Source organism: Actinoplanes sp. TFC3 (assembly GCF_001553785.1).
In the GTDB taxonomy this organism is placed as follows: domain Bacteria; phylum Actinomycetota; class Actinomycetes; order Mycobacteriales; family Micromonosporaceae; genus Actinoplanes.
In genome coordinates this window covers 4357784-4371794 of sequence record NZ_LOJP01000001.1, presented here as the reverse complement: position 1 = coordinate 4371794, position 14011 = coordinate 4357784, and the positions used below count along the sequence as shown (strand labels likewise).

The following is a 14011-nucleotide window of genomic DNA, read 5'->3' as shown; positions in this document are numbered from 1 at the left end:
CCCTCCTCGAAGCGTCGTAGGAACCGATGGTGCGCCGGGCCGCGCCGCGAAACCTGCTACAAGTAGGGCATCAGCGGCTTTCGTGCTCCCCGGTCCGGGTTTCGCCGTCACCCAGGCGGCGCAGGCCCAGCGGATCGAGCACCCGCACCCGGCGGTATCCGGTGCGCACCAGCCCCCGATCGCGCAGTTCACCCACGGCCTTCTGCACGGTGGCCTGGGCGATGCCGATCATCGCGGCGAGTTCCGGCTGGCTCAGCGGTACGGCCAGTTCCAACGACCCGTCCGGATGTGGCACCGCGCACACCTCGGCGATCTCCGACAGCAACCGGGCCAGCCGGATGTGCGCGGGGAACACTGCGAACTCGGCGAGCCGCCGGTCGGAGCGGCGCAGCCGGCGTGCCACGGCGGCGGTGACCAGCGTGGCCGTTTCGGGCCGGCGGCGCAGGAAGTCCTGGAACGCCGCGCGGCCGACCAGCCCGGCGGTGACCGGCCCGCACGCGGTGACGGTGGCCATGCGTGGCTCGCCGGTCAGCGCGCCGGTTTCGCCGACCACCTCGCCGGGCAGCCGGATGCCCAGCAGCGTCTCGAAGCCCTCCACCGCGGTGGCGACCTTGGTGAAACCGCTGAGGAGGAGCACCACATGACCGGCGGCTGCCCCCTCGCGCAGGATGATCTGCCCGGCGCCGAAGCGTTTGCGCACCGCCAAAGCCACCAGCTCGGCCGCGGCGGCCGGGCTCAGGCTGCCCAGGAACGTGGCGGGCGCCCACCCGGCGGCGGGGAACGGGACCTCGCTCGTCATCGGCACTCCTGTCACGCGGCCCTGCCAGCCAACCATCGCGCACCCGGTGACGGCAACGCGCTCGCACATTGGATCCGGAAAGTATTCGGTCGATCGACGTGGCGCGTCACCGATCAGGTTGATCCCCGTCTCCACTTCGGCCCATTCCGTCAGGGGCTCTCGCTGTGGCTGGGCATTCTCGGTCAAGCTGTCGGTCACACGAGGAAAGGAGCCGCCCGGTGGGCGTATCGCGAACGACGACCCGGCGCCTGGAACGCAGCGCCACCCCGAACCGCTCGCAGGGCGGGCTGTACCGGTCGGAGTCCGCCCAGCCGTCGCGTCCCACGGAGTACCCGGCGCACCGGCTGCGCGAACTCACCCGCGAGGGCCGGCTAGCCGCGGTGGCCGCCCAGGCGAGCAGCGCCGAACGGCAGGAACTGCGCGCGGCGGCGTACGACGTGGTCTGGCCCATTGTGTTCTCCCGGGTGACCCGCCGGTTCGAACTGGCCCGCGGTCATGCTGGTTGCGCGGCCGGTGTGGAGCGGCTGGCCGATGAGTGCCTGGACCGCTTTCACGAGGACGTCGAGGCGGTCGTCGAGGATCTGCTGAGCCATGCCCGGCACCCGGTGCAGCATCTGGAGGCGTGGATCGCCGGGCGGCTGACCGCGGCCACTGTCGACCATCACCGCCGGTTGCGCGGGCAACGCGGGGCCCTGCAACGGCCCCGGCTGCCGCAGTGGGTGATCCAGGCGTTGCACGACGATCCCTGGCTGACCACGCTGGCCACCGAGATCCTGGTCTGGGTGGGCGTCAGCGCCACCGCCGGCACCGAGGTGTGGCCGCTGGAGGCGTGGGCCCAGCACCGGGCGCAGCGCACCGGCGAGTGGACGGTCAGTGATCCTGCCGCGGTGGCCCGCGACATCGAGACGGTGCTTTCGGTGCTGCGCCGGCGCCCGGCCTGGTACGAGTCGTACGTGGAACGCCCGCTCGGCGCCAAGCAGGCCCCGGTGGCCGCGGCCCCGCTCGGCGACGCCACCGGCGAGATCGCCGTACCGCTGGAACTGGGCGACCCGGACCGGCGCATCGACGCCGAGCTGCTGCGCCTGGCCGCCGAGGCGGTAGAGGTCATCGACGAGCGGGTGGCCCGCGGCGAGCTGGCCCAGGACGTCATCGTCGAGGTGATTAAAAACGTCTTCGGGGGCGCGTTCACCGGCACCCTGGACCGGGCCCCGCACTCGGTCGCCGACCCGGTCGGCGGGGTGACCGGCGCGCTGGCCGACAGTCGCCGGCTCAACCGGATCGTCAGCACCGTGCTGGAGATTTTGCCGGCCGAACGACTCAATCCGTGAACACCCGCACGAGCAGCACGATCCCGACCACCGTGCCGAACGCGATGATGAGGTAGCGCAGCACGGGTGCGGGCAGGCGCCGGGCCAGGCGCGCCCCGGCGAAGCCGCCGATGATGGTGGCCGGGGCCAGCACGGCGACGGCCGCCCAGTTCACCGGGCCGAACAGGCTGTAGATCAGCACGGTGGTCACGCCGACGACCGCTGACAGCACGTTCTTCAGCGCGCTCACCCGGCGCAGCGGCTCGTCGAGGACCAGCGCCAAGGCGGCGATCAGCAGCACCCCGAGTGCGGCGTTGAAGTAGCCGCCGTACAGCCCGCACAGCAACACCGCCAGGTGCAGCAGCAGGGCGGCCCGGCGCGGCGAGTGGTCCTTGGGATGCCCGGCGAGCCCGCGCAGCTTGTTCTGGAACGCCAGCATCGCGGTGGCGCCCAGCACCAGGAACGGCACCACGTAGTCGAACACGGCACGCGGTGTGAGCAGCAGCAACGCGCAGCCGCCGAGCGCACCGAGCACCACTGTGGGCACGATGCGCGCGATGCGGCGTCCCTGCCCGGCCAGGTCGGGGCGGCTGCCGAGCACGCTGGCGCCGTACCCGGGGGCGACCGACAGCGCGTTGCTCACGTTGGCCGCCACGCTGGGCAGCCCGATGCCGACCAGCACCGGGAACGAGATCAGCGAGCCGCCCCCGGCGATGGCGTTGATGCCGCCCGCCGCGATGCCGGCGCCGAGCAGGGCGAGCGCTTCCAGAGGGCTCATCACAGCACCGCCGCCAGGCCGTCGGCACGCGGGTCGCTGCCGGCGGCCAGGGTGCCCTGCGACAACCGGGCGATCTGCACATGCCCAGCGCCGTCGTGCGGTCCCGGCATCGCGCGCACCCCGAGGCCGAGACCGGGTGCGGCCGCCGCCAGCTCGTGCGGCAGGCCAGGTTCGAGAACCAGCACTGGTACGTCCCGAGCTCCATCGCCGGCGTCGACAGCCCAGCGCGGTCGTGCCACCACGGCCCCCGGATCGGCGCCGGTCAGCGCCTGCGCGGCAACCTGGGCGAGGATCCACGGCTGCGAGCGCCCGCCCTGGCAGCCCAGCGCGAGCACGGTGTCGTCGGTGATCGCGAGCGTGGGGCACAGCGTGTGCGGCGGCCGGCCTCCCGGGGTGAGCCGGCCCGGGTGCGTGTCGTCGAGCCGGAACATCGACCCGCGGTTGTGCAGCACGACGCCGGTCTCCGGGTCGAGCAGCCCCGAGCCGAAGCTGTGGAACACGCTCTGGATCAGCGTCACCGCGGTGCCCTGCTCGTCAACAGCGGTGACAGCAACCGTGTCACCCGTGGGCCGCGGACCCGGCGCGACCGGGGCGACCGCCCGCTCGCCGCGCAGCAGCAACCCGTCCAGGTCGATCGGCCCGGTATGCGGGTCACCCAGCAGCGCATCGCGGGCCAGCTGAGCCCGGCGGGCGGTCGGGAGCAGGTCCGCGCTCCCGAGGATGGCCAGGAAGGTGGCGCCCTGGCTGGGCGGGGGAGCGGCATACCACTCCGCGCCGTGGGCCCGGGTGGTGATCGGGTCGGTGATCTCGGCCTGATGCGCAGCGAAGTCGGCGGCGGTCAGCGGGCTGCCCGTCCGGTGCAGCCCGTCGGCGAGGCGCTGCCCGAGCTGTCCGGTGTAGAAGGAAAGCCAGTCGCGCGACAGGGCGATCAGGGAGTCGCCGAGCGCAGGCTGCAGCAGCGGGTCACCCTCGGCCAGACCGTCGAACAACCCGCGCAGCCCAGGATCGGCGGCGACGGCCTCGGCTTCGCTGCGCAGGGCCCGGGCCAGGCCGGGGCTGACCGGAACGCCACCCAGGGCCAAGTCGATGGCCGGGGCCAGCCGGACCGGCCAGCTCAACCGCGCGCCGAGCCCGGCGACGGCCGCCCAGCCCGCCACCACACCAGGAACGGTGACGCTCAGCGGCCCGGTCGTCGGCATCAACTCCCCGGCCGCGCGGACCGCCGCCACGTCAATCCCCTGCGCGGCCGCACCGATGGACAGCACCGCCCGGGGTTCGCCGCCGCCCGGCCGCACGATCGCTATGAGGTCTCCGCCGATCGAGCACTGATGCGGGTAGACCACGGTCAGCGCAGCCGCGGCGGCCAGGGCGGCGTCGATGGCGTTGCCCCCCGCGTCGACGACCGCCCGTCCGGCCTGGACGGCGCCCGGATGCGGGGCGGCCAGCGCCACGTTCATGGACAGCTCCTCAATAGTCCCGCTTGCTGCAAGACCCCCGCCCTCCGCCGTTCTGCTTGTACCGCTGGTCCCGGCCCAGATCGGGGCTGCGACCGGGACACCAGCGACAATACCGCCGCGATTCTGCGGGCCCGGACGACCCAATACTGTAGCTTTCAGGCATGTTTGTCCCATTAGCTGCTCTGGTTGGCCTGTTGGCATCAGCCCCCGCGACCCCCGCGGCCGCGCCGACGGACTCAGCCGCAGCCGCTCCCTCGCTGGCTTTGTCCGGTCTGAGCACCTCCCACGTCGGCTACGCCATCGACGGCCGGGCCGTGGACCGGATCCGGGTCACCAACACCGGTACGGCCCCCGCCCGCGACCTGCTCGTACGCCTCGACATGACACTGGAAACCGGCATCGTTGCCCACCTCAGGCGCGACGGCCACGAGTGCGAGCACGACGAGGACGGCACCACCTGCGTCATCGGCGACCTCGCGGCCGGGTCCTCGGTCGGCCTTGATGTCGAGTGGGCAACCATCCCGTCATTGGGCTGGCGCTATCACGAGCAGGCGAGTGCCACCATCAAGGCCATGGCGGGTCAGGACGTTCTCGCCGCCGGTGAGGTGAGGGCCATGGGCGGCACCGAACTCACCGCCCGTGACGTCGTCGTGCGGCCGTCAGCGCCGAGCGGGTTGCGCGTACGAACCGGCGAGACCATCGACGTACCGGTCACTTTGCGGCTTGATGGCGGCGCCCCTGCCGACGGCATCTTCTTGCGGGCCGACTTCGGCTCCTCGGCGGACGCCTTCATTTTGACCAAGCCCCACGACACCACGTGCATCAAGTCGGCTCCGCGGGGGCTGCTGTGCTACCTGCCCCGCCAGCGTGAGGTGACGTTCCGGGTGACCGCCAAGCGGGGCGCGGCGCGCACGACGGCTCACAAACTGCGGGTACAGGCGAACGTGGCCAATGCCATGCAGCGCAACATCGGGCTGGACAAGTTCGGGAGTTGGCTGATCCCGCCGACTGTGCCGCTCACGGTCTCGGTGCGCGGCAATGCCCAGGCCGGGCCGGATGCCGAGTTTGCCGTGCTGTCGCCGGTCACCGGATCGCATGCGGCAGCTCAGCCGGGTGGCGCCGGGTCGGGACTTCCCATCACGGGGAGTTCGGCGGGAATGGTGGGGTTGCTCAGCGTGCTGGCCGGTGGGCTGGTGCTGATGCTGGCCCGGCGGCGCAACAGACTCTAAAGCGGGCGCCCGGACGGCGGGGATGACACGGCCGCGTGCGGGATCCGGCCGTCGGCCACCAGGGCGTGCAGTTCGTCGAGCAACGCGTCGAGGTCGGCCAAGCCGGCCAGGTCATAGTGCTTGTTGACCATGTGATCGTCAGCGACGCGGATGGTGTCCAGCTCGGCCTCGCCGCTGACCCAGATCATCAGATCACCCACCCAGGTCGCCGACTCGAACTCACTGACGACAATCGCCTTGCCGTAATTCGCCGCCACCGGACGTACCTGCCAATCCAGCCCCAGCGAATCCCAGACCTCAGCCCGCGCCGCCACCGCCGCCCCCAGCGCCTCCACCGGAAAGTCCACAGTGCTTATCCAACCAACCCTGTCAATGAGGCGTCACCCCGTGAGGAGGTCACTCAGAGCCACAATCAACTGCGGTTTCGACGGTACGGTCACAGCCCGCCGAACCACCACCCCGTCGCGGTTCACGAGCAGCAGCGCAGGCGTGCCGGCCACCTCCAAGGCTCGCATGGCAGTCAAGTGGCTCTCCGCATCGACCTCGACGTGGCGTACCCCCGGAACCATCGCCGCGACCTCGGCACTCACCCGCCGCATGGCCCGGCAGGGCGCACAGAACGCCGACGAGAACTGCAGCAGCGTCGCCTTGGCCGGCTCCACGCCCAACTCGGCCCGCAACTGCGCTTCGATGATCACCCTCCAACCTTAATCCCGCGCCTTCACAGAGCCCCGGCGCACATGGCAACAGCCGATCATCGCCGCTGACCGGCCGGACGGCGGAGTTGCTGGCAGGCTGGGGGCATGGAATCGGTGTGGGACTACCCGCGGCCACCTCGGGTGGAGCGGTCGCAAGCCCGGGTCACGGTGGAGCATTCGGGGATGGTGATCGCCGACAGCATCGGGTGCTGGCGGGTATTGGAGACCTCGCATCCGCCGGTCTACTACGTGCCGCGCGCGGACATTGTCGACGGCGTACTGCAACCAGGGGCGGGTAGTTCGTACTGCGAGTTCAAGGGCACCGCCAGCTACTGGGATGTCGTGGTGGGGGACACCCGGGTGGCGCAGGCGGGCTGGTCGTACGAGCATCCCGTACCGGCGTACCTGGAAATCGTTGGTGCTGTTGCCTTTTATCCCAGCCGGGTGGACGCGTGCCGGGTCGGCGATGAGCTGGTGCGGGCGCAGGAGGGCGATTTCTACGGCGGCTGGATCACGGCGGACATCACCGGGCCGTTCAAGGGTGGTCCCGGTACGCTCGGCTGGTGAGCTCGCGACCCGGCCCGACTCTGCGCGAACTGGGCATCCAGGTGTTGTCCTCCGTTGAGCACGGGTACGACCTGCTGGCCCCCAAGTTCGACTACACCCCTTTTCGCACCCCGGACAGCATCCTCGACGCGACAACCGAGGCGTTGTCCCGGCTCGGCCCGTTCGGCACCGGGCTGGACGTGTGCTGCGGCACCGGCGCGGGCCTGGCGGTGCTGGAGTCCCTGTGCCGCCAGCCGCCCGGAGGCGAAGCCGAGCGCGGCCCGGTCACCGGTGTCGATTTCAGCACGGGCATGCTCGGCCAGGCCCACCGCGCCCATCCGGACGCCACGTTGGTGCGCGCCGACGTTCGTACCCTCCCTTTTGCCAACGGGTTTGACCTCGCGGTCAGCTTCGGGGCGCTCGGGCATTTTCTCCCGGCGGAACGCCCGGCGCTGTTCGACGGTGTGCTCCGGGCGCTGCGGCCGGGCGGGCTCTTCGCCTTCCCGCTCGGCTCGCCGCCGCCGGTCACCTCGCCGCTGCACTGGGCGGCGCTCGGCTTCGACGTCGTCATGCGGGTCCGCAACGCCGTGTGGCGCCCGCCGTTCGTCATGTACTACCGCACCATGACCTTCCGCGCCGTCCGGGACGACCTGACCGCGGCCGGCTTCACCGTGGGCACGATCCCCCTGCCCACCCTCGGCCGGCACCGCGACGGCCCCACGCGATACTGGCTGATCACAGCACGCAAGGCCGCGCGGGCAACGAAAAGCCCATGACAGCCGGGCAGGACGGGCGGCATGGACGTTCTGTTCACCGGAGGGCCGATGTTCGGGGCCGATGCGGTGCTGGATCGGGTGTGCCCGGACCGGCCGGTGTTTCTGATGAACCGCGACCACCATGCGGCCTGGGTCAATTCGCGGGCGCTCGACCTGGCGGGCATCGACGCGCGCACGCCGGACCCGCCCGATGGGCGCATCGACGGGGGCGCTGTGCTGAACCGGTAACTTGATGACAGCCAGGTCCTGGCGCTGGTGGAGCAGCGGGAACGGTTCACGGCCGGGCGGCTGGGACGGGGTGGCGGAGAACTACCCGGCGGCAATGACCGCTTCCTACCGGGATGCGTGCGGGCATCCGACCGGCAACAGCGGGCTGTCGTTCATCGGCCCGCGGCGCTGGCCCGGTATGTGACAGCGGTGGACGGGCTCGGCTTTCCGGCGCATTTTCATGCTTTGGGGGATCGGGAGGTGCGCGAGGCGCTGAATGCCGTGGCCGCCGCCCGGGCCGCGAACGGGCCGCTCGACACCCGGCCGCATCTCGCGCATCGGCAGGGGCGCGGCTGGCGGCGGGCAGCGACTGGCCGGTGAGCACGCCGAATCCGATGCGAGCCGTGCACGTGGCGGTCAACCGGGGGCTGCCGGGCTCGGGGGCGCCGCCGTTCCTGCCGGATCAGCGACTGGGGCTGGCCGAGGCGCCCCGGGCGTACACCCGGGGCTCGGCCCTGGTGAATCACCGCGACGACAGCGGCGCCTTGCGGGCCGGGTACGTGACCGATCTGGTGGTGCTCGACCGGGACCCGTTCCACGCGCCGCCGCAGGACCTTGCCGAGACGCGCGTGGCGCTGACCTTTGTGGGCGGTGGCTCGTCTATTCGTCGCGGGCGGCGTGAGCACCACCCTTGCCGTCCTCGGCGGCGCGCTCCTCGACCGGCTCGGTGCCGCGCTGCGCCGGGATGACCTGCGGGAGCTGGCCGGTGGGCTGGTGCAGCGCCGGGGTGAAGGACGCCTCGGCGGGTTCGAGGTCGCCGGTGACCTGCGGCTGGTCCACCCACAGGGCGCGTAGCTGGCCCTGCATGAACGAGGTCAGCCGGCCGCGGTACTCCCGGTCGAAGACCTCGAGGGATTCGATCTGCTGCTGCAGGGCCTCGCGGCGCGCGCCGAGGCTGCCCACCATGTCGTCATGGCGTTGCTGCGCGGCCAGGCGAAGCTGGTCGGCGGTGGCCTGCGCGTCGGCGGTGATCCGTCCGGCCTCGCCGCGCGCCTCCAGCACCACCTTGGCCGCGCTGCGCTGGGACTCCTCGGCGCGTTGCTTGGCGTCCCGGGCGATCTTCTCCGCCTGCGCGCGGGCCTCGGCCAGCACCTGTTCGGCCTCGCGGCGCACGGTATGCGCGTGCTGCTGGGCCTCGCGGCCGATCTCCTCGGCCGCGGCCAGCGCGTCGGTGCGGATCTTGTCGGCCTGCTGCTGGGCCCGGGCCAGGTGGTCCTCGGCCGTGCGCTGGGCCATGGTCAGCACCTGCAGCGCCTGGGCGGGCGGCACCCCCGGCGCGCCCTGCATCTGCTGCAGGTTCTGGGCCTGCTGCAGGTTCTGGGCCTGCTGGGCCTGCTGCAGGTTCTGGGGCTGCACCATCGCGTGCTCCGAGGTTTTGCTGTCGGGGGAGGTCCCGTTGAACATGGCTCTCACACGATCCTTCATCCGCAGAAGACCTTGGAACGGCGGGATGCTACCAACGTTTACGGCGAGGTGGAACCGCTCGACAGCGCCGAGACGATGATCCCGCCGCACACGCACAGCAGCAGGAAGGCCGACAGCGCCAGCAGCACCCAGGTGACGGCCATGCCGGGGTATTTCTGCGGCGGCGCGCCGATGGCACCGTTCAGGAACGCGATAGTGGGAGCGCGGTACTCCACCTCGACGGTCTGCCCGGGCTGCACGGTGATGCCGATGTCGGCCACGCCGATGCGCGAGGGCAGCAGGTAGGGCACGTGCACGTGCAGGTGATGCTGCCCGGCCGGCACCGGGATGACCGAGCGGCCCCAGGCCTTGGCCGCCACGTGGCCGTTGATGCTGATCTCCGGCTTGAACAGCCCGAGAAGGAACGCGGCCCAGAAGTATTTGGTCGTGACGGCAATCGCGCCGCCGCTCTGCTGGGCGGAATAGTCCTGCTGCGGTGGATACACGCGAGGCAGAGTAGTGCAGCCGCGGGCACGGCCAGTAACCAGCCCCTAAGGTTCGCTTAATGAAACGGTTGAAACTTCGCCGATGCGCCGCAATCCATGGATTTGCCTATCGCTTCGTGCCATTGTCCTGAAAGTATCCCCACCGGAAGGACCCCCCTTGTCCACCACCAGAAAACGGCGCTTCTTCCCCGCGGGCGTCGCAGCGGCTCTGCTCGCCGGCGTCGCCGGTTACGTCACCGCTACCGTGCTGCCGTCCTCGGCCGCGACCAGCGCCAACGTATGGCTCACCACGCCGGACCGCGCCAATTTGCTGACCCCGCAGGCGAGCGTGGCGTTCGGCACCGCAGGCTCGGGCACCACCATTACCGTCGATGCCGCGAAGACGTATCAGTCCATGGTGGGCTTCGGTGCCTCGTTCACCGATTCCGCCGCGTACAACGTCTTCAATTCCCCGCAGCGCAACGCGGTCATGAGCAAACTGTTCGACCCGGCCTCGGGAATCGGTCTCAGCTTTGTCCGCCAACCGATCGCGGCGAGCGATTACTCACGTTCTTTCTACACCTATGACGATGGCAACGGTTTCTCCATAGCGCACGACAAGGACTACATCCTGCCGTTGCTGAGCCAGGCGAAAACGCTGAACCCGCAGGTGACTTTCATGGCCACCCCGTGGAGTGCGCCGGCCCGGATGAAGAGCCCGGCGGCGCTGATCGGCGGCTCGCTCAAGGACGCCAGCATCGGCGAGTACACCGATTACCTGGTCGCCTTCGTGCAGGCGTACCAAGCGGCGGGCATACCGATCAGCTATCTGAGCGTGCAGAACGAGCCGGAATTCTCCCCGCCGGGTTATCCGGGCATGCTGATGTCCGCCACGCAGCAATCCAGCATCATCAACACCCTCGCGCCCAAACTGAAGGCGGCAAACCTCACTACCAGGATTTTGGGGTACGACCACAACTGGGACGACACCGCCTACGCCCGGACCGTCAATGCCACAGCACTCGCCAACGTGGCCGGCTCGGCCTGGCACTGCTATGTCGGTGAACCCGGTGCGCAGAGCACCGTGCACAACGCCCAGCCGGCCAAGGACGTGTTCTTCACCGAATGCTCCGGCACCGAGTCGCCCGACACCGCCAAGACGTTCGGCGACAGCCTGTGGTGGCAGGGGCGCAACCTCGCCGTCGGGGCCACCCGCAACTGGGCCCGCACGGTGACGACCTGGAACCTGGCTCTGAACGCCCAGCACGGCCCGGTGATCGGCAGCTGCACCAACTGCACCGGGGTGGTGACGGTGAACGGGGGGTCGGTGACGTACAACGCGGAGTACTACGTGCTCGGGCACCTCAGCAAGTTCGTCAAACCCGGCGCGGTCCGCATCGACTCGACAGCGGTGGCCCAGGGTGGCATCGAGAACGTGGCGTTCCGCAACCCGGACGGCACGATCGCCCTGGTCGCGGTCAACACCGGCGGCACCCAGAACTTCCAGGTGTCGTTCGGCGGGCAGAAGTTCGGTTACCAGTTGCCGGCCGGCTCGATGGCCACCTTCACCTGGCCCGGCGGTGGCGCGACGACTCCGCCCCCGGCTGGTTCCGGGGTGAAGATCACCGGTGTGGGTGGCAAGTGCCTGGACGTCAAGGACAACGGCACTGCCGACGGCACCCCGGTGCAGATGTGGGACTGTTTCGGCGGCGCGAACCAGCAGTGGACGTACACCTCGGGTCGTGATCTCAAGAATGTCGCCAGCGGCAAGTGCCTGGACGTGAGCGGCACCGCCAACGGCGCGAAGCTGCAGATCTGGACGTGCACGGGCGGCTCGAACCAGAAGTGGTCCGGGCTCTGAGACCAGCCCACTGTCGCCTATCCGTCAGCCGGCCGCGGGGTGGCGGCAGGCGTGCATACCATCGATGGACGCCGACATCCGCGTGATCTTGGGGCGCGCGGGGTCCGGAGGTCGCATGAATGCTCGTCTGCCGATCGATGTCGATCACCGGGCCATGGACGTGGTCCGGCACCTGCGCGGCTCGCCCGAGGAGGTCTTCGACCGTCCGTACGGCGGCTACCTGCTGCTGATGGCCACCGAGTTCGACGCCGCAGCCATGCACTGGCTGCGCCACAACGCGGTCCGGCTCGACGCGATGACCGGTTCCGATGTGGCCTTCGCGGTGTTCACCAGCACGTTTCGCGTGGCGGTCGGCGTGCCCGGCTCCCCAGCCGCCCACCCCGGACGGCCCGAGTTGCCGCTGCCCGAGGTCCAGGAACACGGAACCGTCAGGCACCTGCTCACCCGGGGCAAGCTGGGCACGCTGGCCGCCGGCGACGAGCTCACCCTGCGCACCGACGGCGCCGGCGCCACGGCCCGCGCGTTCGGGGTGGCCGCCGACCTGCCATGCCTGCTGGTCATCGACGCGCTGCCGGGGGAGCAGGTGGAGATCATCCCGCTCACCGGGGTGGACCTGGACGGTGTCGTCCGCCTGGCCGGCGTCGCCCTGGCCCGGCTGTCCCGCGCACCCGGGCTGGCCGGGTTCCGCCGGGTCGCGGCGCGGCTGGTCGCCATCGAGCAGCGCATCCACGCCGATGAGGCGCTGGCCGAACGGCTGTCCGCCCGGCTGGAGACCATGCCGGCGCCCGAGCTGATGGCCGAGCCGGTGCGCCGGGCCTACGAACGCGCCCGAGCCGCCCTGGCCGCCGGTGCGACCCGCAAGTTCACCACCAACCTGCGCCACGCGCTGCCGTCGGATGTGGTGCGCGCGGCCGGGCGCCGGGCCTTCGACCAGCGCCCCGAGCTGCTGCACACCGACCGGACCATGCGGACGCTCGCCCACTACCTGCGCGACTATCCGTGGCCGCTGCCCGAGCCGCAGCGCAGCGCCTACCAGCGGGTGGTGGAGCGCTACGCCACCGGCGCCACCGACTGCGACGAGCTGATCGAGCAGCTCAAAGCCCGCAACACCGAGATCGTCGACCGGATCCTGGGCACCCTGCCCCCGCTGGCCTCGCTGGTGGCTGGCATCGAGGACCGCCAGCGGTGTGCCGCCGCCACGATGGCCGCCCAGTTGCGTGACACGATGGCCCGCCTCGACACCCTGCGCGCGGCCCGCCGCGACCTGATCACCGAGCTGGCTGCCATCCAGGTCCCCAGCCTGAGCGCCATCGTCGCCGAGTGTGCCAGCACCACGACCATCCCCGTGCACACCCGTAAGATCGGCAACTTCGCTTCCGCGTACGCCGGAGCAGCCCTGTCCCCGCAAACGCTGCAGGACCTCAGTCGCGCCGCGGCCCAGTAGGGTCTGCGGTGTGCGGACACCGTTGCAGGGTGGTTTGCCGCCACCGCCGGCGCTTGCCGGTGCCGTGGTGGAGATCGCCTGCGACGAGTCGGGGTTCTCGGGCACCAACCTGCTCGACCCGGGCCTGCCCGTCATCACCCACGCCAGCGTCGACCTGAGCGTCAGCGAGGCCGAGTCGCTGATCGCGGCGCTGCGCCTCTCGCCCCACGAGCTCAAGTCCGGCGCGTTCCTGCGCCGCCCCGATGCCGCCGAGGCCCTGCGGGAGCTGCTGGCCGCGCTGCCCGGCCGGGCCCTCGTCCACCGGGTCGGCAAGCAGATGTTCCTGGCCGACCGGATTGTCGACCTGGCGGTGGGCGAGTTCACCTACGCGCGCCTGCTCGACGATGACCACACCGCCGCTGCCACCCTCTACCGGGCGCGCGAAACCGCCGGAGGTGACTGGGAGGCCTTCCTGGCAGCGTTCATGGACCTGGTCCGGACCAAGCGCCGCCCACCCATCGACGTTGTCGTCGCCGCATTTCTGCGCGCCCGCGACGCGCTGCTGCGGCACGGGCTCGGCGACACCGTGCTGAGCGAGCTGACCGCCGAGCGGGCCCGCGACCTGGCCACCCGGCTCGGCCACGATGACCGGTCCATCCCCCCGCCGCTGGAACCGCTGCTTCCCGCGCTGGCCGCCACCGTGCGCTCGTGGAGCGGCGACACCCGGCGCCAGGTGCTGGTGGTCCACGATGAACAAAGCGCGCTGACCGCCGACCGGTTGAGCCGGCTGCAGCAGGCGCTGGCCGATCCGGCGGGCCGTTCGCCGCTGGCCGGGCTGGTGATGGCCGACTCGCGCGACGACCCGCGGGTGCAGGTGGCCGATCTGCTCGCCGGGGTGGCCCGCCGATCCCCACACTGTTTCGGTGAGTGACGATGTCAGCCCGGATGGTCATGGCGGGGGGGGGGGGCCGGGCGGGGGGG

Annotated in this window: 18 protein-coding genes; 11 read left to right on the top strand and 7 right to left on the bottom strand. The window is 71.0% G+C overall.

Translation table 11 applies throughout. The annotated features are described in order from the left end of the window. Positions 1 to 70: 70 nt before the first annotated feature. Positions 71 to 799 carry a Crp/Fnr family transcriptional regulator gene (locus tag TFC3_RS19655; RefSeq protein ID WP_067501963.1) on the bottom strand — a complete coding sequence of 243 codons (729 nt, stop codon included), beginning with the start codon at positions 797 to 799 and terminating at the stop codon, positions 71 to 73. A 218-nt stretch (positions 800 to 1017) separates the two neighbouring features. On the opposite strand from TFC3_RS19655, the gene TFC3_RS19650 reads away from it, so the two are divergent. Beyond that, positions 1018 to 2127 carry a hypothetical protein gene (locus TFC3_RS19650; RefSeq protein WP_201787187.1) on the top strand — a complete coding sequence of 370 codons (1110 nt, stop codon included), beginning with the start codon at positions 1018 to 1020 and terminating at the stop codon, positions 2125 to 2127. On the opposite strand, the gene TFC3_RS19645 is transcribed toward TFC3_RS19650, so the two are convergent. Continuing rightward, positions 2117 to 2884, bottom strand: coding sequence for a sulfite exporter TauE/SafE family protein (locus tag TFC3_RS19645; RefSeq protein WP_067507090.1), 768 nt, complete (start codon positions 2882 to 2884; stop codon positions 2117 to 2119). The genes TFC3_RS19650 and TFC3_RS19645 overlap by 11 nt on opposite strands. Beyond that, positions 2884 to 4341: a gamma-glutamyltransferase family protein gene (locus tag TFC3_RS19640; protein ID WP_067501960.1), complete on the bottom strand. Its 1458-nt coding sequence runs from the start codon at positions 4339 to 4341 to the stop codon at positions 2884 to 2886. Before TFC3_RS19640 ends, TFC3_RS19645 begins: the two co-directional genes overlap by 1 nt. A 194-nt stretch (positions 4342 to 4535) precedes the next feature. Here TFC3_RS19640 and TFC3_RS19635 point away from each other — a divergent pair, with 194 nt between their 5' ends. Next, positions 4536 to 5570, top strand: a complete 1035-nt coding sequence (locus TFC3_RS19635; RefSeq protein ID WP_153040305.1) for a hypothetical protein — start codon at positions 4536 to 4538, stop codon at positions 5568 to 5570. On the opposite strand, the gene TFC3_RS19630 is transcribed toward TFC3_RS19635, so the two are convergent. Further along, positions 5567 to 5917: a hypothetical protein gene (locus tag TFC3_RS19630; protein WP_067501955.1), complete on the bottom strand. Its 351-nt coding sequence runs from the start codon at positions 5915 to 5917 to the stop codon at positions 5567 to 5569. The two genes, TFC3_RS19635 and TFC3_RS19630, sit on opposite strands and share 4 nt — an antisense overlap. A 33-nt stretch (positions 5918 to 5950) precedes the next feature. After that, positions 5951 to 6268, bottom strand: a complete 318-nt coding sequence (locus TFC3_RS19625; RefSeq protein ID WP_067501952.1) for a thioredoxin family protein — start codon at positions 6266 to 6268, stop codon at positions 5951 to 5953. Between the two features lie 105 nt (positions 6269 to 6373). Between TFC3_RS19625 and TFC3_RS19620 the strand changes: the two genes are divergently transcribed. The 6 genes from TFC3_RS19620 to TFC3_RS39455 are packed head-to-tail and all read left to right on the top strand — an operon-like array spanning position 6374 to position 8546. Then, complete coding sequence (locus tag TFC3_RS19620) at positions 6374 to 6835, top strand: DUF427 domain-containing protein (RefSeq protein WP_067501949.1); 462 nt, start codon at positions 6374 to 6376, stop codon at positions 6833 to 6835. Then, positions 6832 to 7590, top strand: coding sequence for a trans-aconitate 2-methyltransferase (locus TFC3_RS19615; protein ID WP_173745336.1), 759 nt, complete (start codon positions 6832 to 6834; stop codon positions 7588 to 7590). The genes TFC3_RS19620 and TFC3_RS19615 overlap by 4 nt, the downstream gene beginning before the upstream one ends. A 21-nt stretch (positions 7591 to 7611) precedes the next feature. Continuing rightward, positions 7612 to 7818 carry an amidohydrolase family protein gene (locus TFC3_RS19610; protein ID WP_067501940.1) on the top strand — a complete coding sequence of 69 codons (207 nt, stop codon included), beginning with the start codon at positions 7612 to 7614 and terminating at the stop codon, positions 7816 to 7818. A gap of 4 nt (positions 7819 to 7822) precedes the next feature. Then, positions 7823 to 8002 carry a hypothetical protein gene (locus TFC3_RS38785; RefSeq protein ID WP_201787279.1) on the top strand — a complete coding sequence of 60 codons (180 nt, stop codon included), beginning with the start codon at positions 7823 to 7825 and terminating at the stop codon, positions 8000 to 8002. Between the two features lie 5 nt (positions 8003 to 8007). After that, positions 8008 to 8178 carry a hypothetical protein gene (locus TFC3_RS39460; protein ID WP_236718213.1) on the top strand — a complete coding sequence of 57 codons (171 nt, stop codon included), beginning with the start codon at positions 8008 to 8010 and terminating at the stop codon, positions 8176 to 8178. Beyond that, positions 8175 to 8546, top strand: a complete 372-nt coding sequence (locus TFC3_RS39455) for an amidohydrolase family protein (RefSeq protein WP_236718212.1) — start codon at positions 8175 to 8177, stop codon at positions 8544 to 8546. The genes TFC3_RS39460 and TFC3_RS39455 overlap by 4 nt, the downstream gene beginning before the upstream one ends. Here TFC3_RS39455 and TFC3_RS19605 read toward each other — a convergent pair. Beyond that, entirely contained in the window at positions 8458 to 9282 is an 825-nt protein-coding gene (locus TFC3_RS19605; RefSeq protein ID WP_236718211.1) for a hypothetical protein, read from the bottom strand. The two genes, TFC3_RS39455 and TFC3_RS19605, sit on opposite strands and share 89 nt — an antisense overlap. A gap of 38 nt (positions 9283 to 9320) precedes the next feature. After that, positions 9321 to 9767 carry a hypothetical protein gene (locus TFC3_RS19600; RefSeq protein ID WP_082772169.1) on the bottom strand — a complete coding sequence of 149 codons (447 nt, stop codon included), beginning with the start codon at positions 9765 to 9767 and terminating at the stop codon, positions 9321 to 9323. A 157-nt stretch (positions 9768 to 9924) separates the two neighbouring features. Between TFC3_RS19600 and TFC3_RS19595 the strand changes: the two genes are divergently transcribed. The 3 genes from TFC3_RS19595 to TFC3_RS19585 all read left to right on the top strand — a co-directional run bounded on the left by TFC3_RS19595 (position 9925) and on the right by TFC3_RS19585 (position 13961). Then, complete coding sequence (locus TFC3_RS19595) at positions 9925 to 11607, top strand: ricin-type beta-trefoil lectin domain protein (protein ID WP_067501934.1); 1683 nt, start codon at positions 9925 to 9927, stop codon at positions 11605 to 11607. A 115-nt stretch (positions 11608 to 11722) separates the two neighbouring features. Further along, positions 11723 to 13051 carry a hypothetical protein gene (locus TFC3_RS19590; RefSeq protein WP_067501931.1) on the top strand — a complete coding sequence of 443 codons (1329 nt, stop codon included), beginning with the start codon at positions 11723 to 11725 and terminating at the stop codon, positions 13049 to 13051. A gap of 10 nt (positions 13052 to 13061) precedes the next feature. Continuing rightward, complete coding sequence (locus tag TFC3_RS19585; RefSeq protein WP_067501928.1) at positions 13062 to 13961, top strand: hypothetical protein; 900 nt, start codon at positions 13062 to 13064, stop codon at positions 13959 to 13961. The last annotated feature ends 50 nt before the right edge of the window (positions 13962 to 14011 follow it).

Coding starts and splice junctions, on each gene's coding strand:
- TFC3_RS19655 (WP_067501963.1), bottom strand. CDS start 799: ATGACGAGCGAGGTCCCGTTCCCCGCCGCCGGGTGGGCGCCCGCCACG.
- TFC3_RS19645 (WP_067507090.1), bottom strand. CDS start 2,884: ATGAGCCCTCTGGAAGCGCTCGCCCTGCTCGGCGCCGGCATCGCGGCG.
- TFC3_RS19640 (WP_067501960.1), bottom strand. CDS start 4,341: ATGAACGTGGCGCTGGCCGCCCCGCATCCGGGCGCCGTCCAGGCCGGA.
- TFC3_RS19620 (WP_067501949.1), top strand. CDS start 6,374: ATGGAATCGGTGTGGGACTACCCGCGGCCACCTCGGGTGGAGCGGTCG.
- TFC3_RS19610 (WP_067501940.1), top strand. CDS start 7,612: ATGGACGTTCTGTTCACCGGAGGGCCGATGTTCGGGGCCGATGCGGTG.
- TFC3_RS38785 (WP_201787279.1), top strand. CDS start 7,823: ATGACAGCCAGGTCCTGGCGCTGGTGGAGCAGCGGGAACGGTTCACGG.
- TFC3_RS19605 (WP_236718211.1), bottom strand. CDS start 9,282: ATGAAGGATCGTGTGAGAGCCATGTTCAACGGGACCTCCCCCGACAGC.
- TFC3_RS19590 (WP_067501931.1), top strand. CDS start 11,723: ATGAATGCTCGTCTGCCGATCGATGTCGATCACCGGGCCATGGACGTG.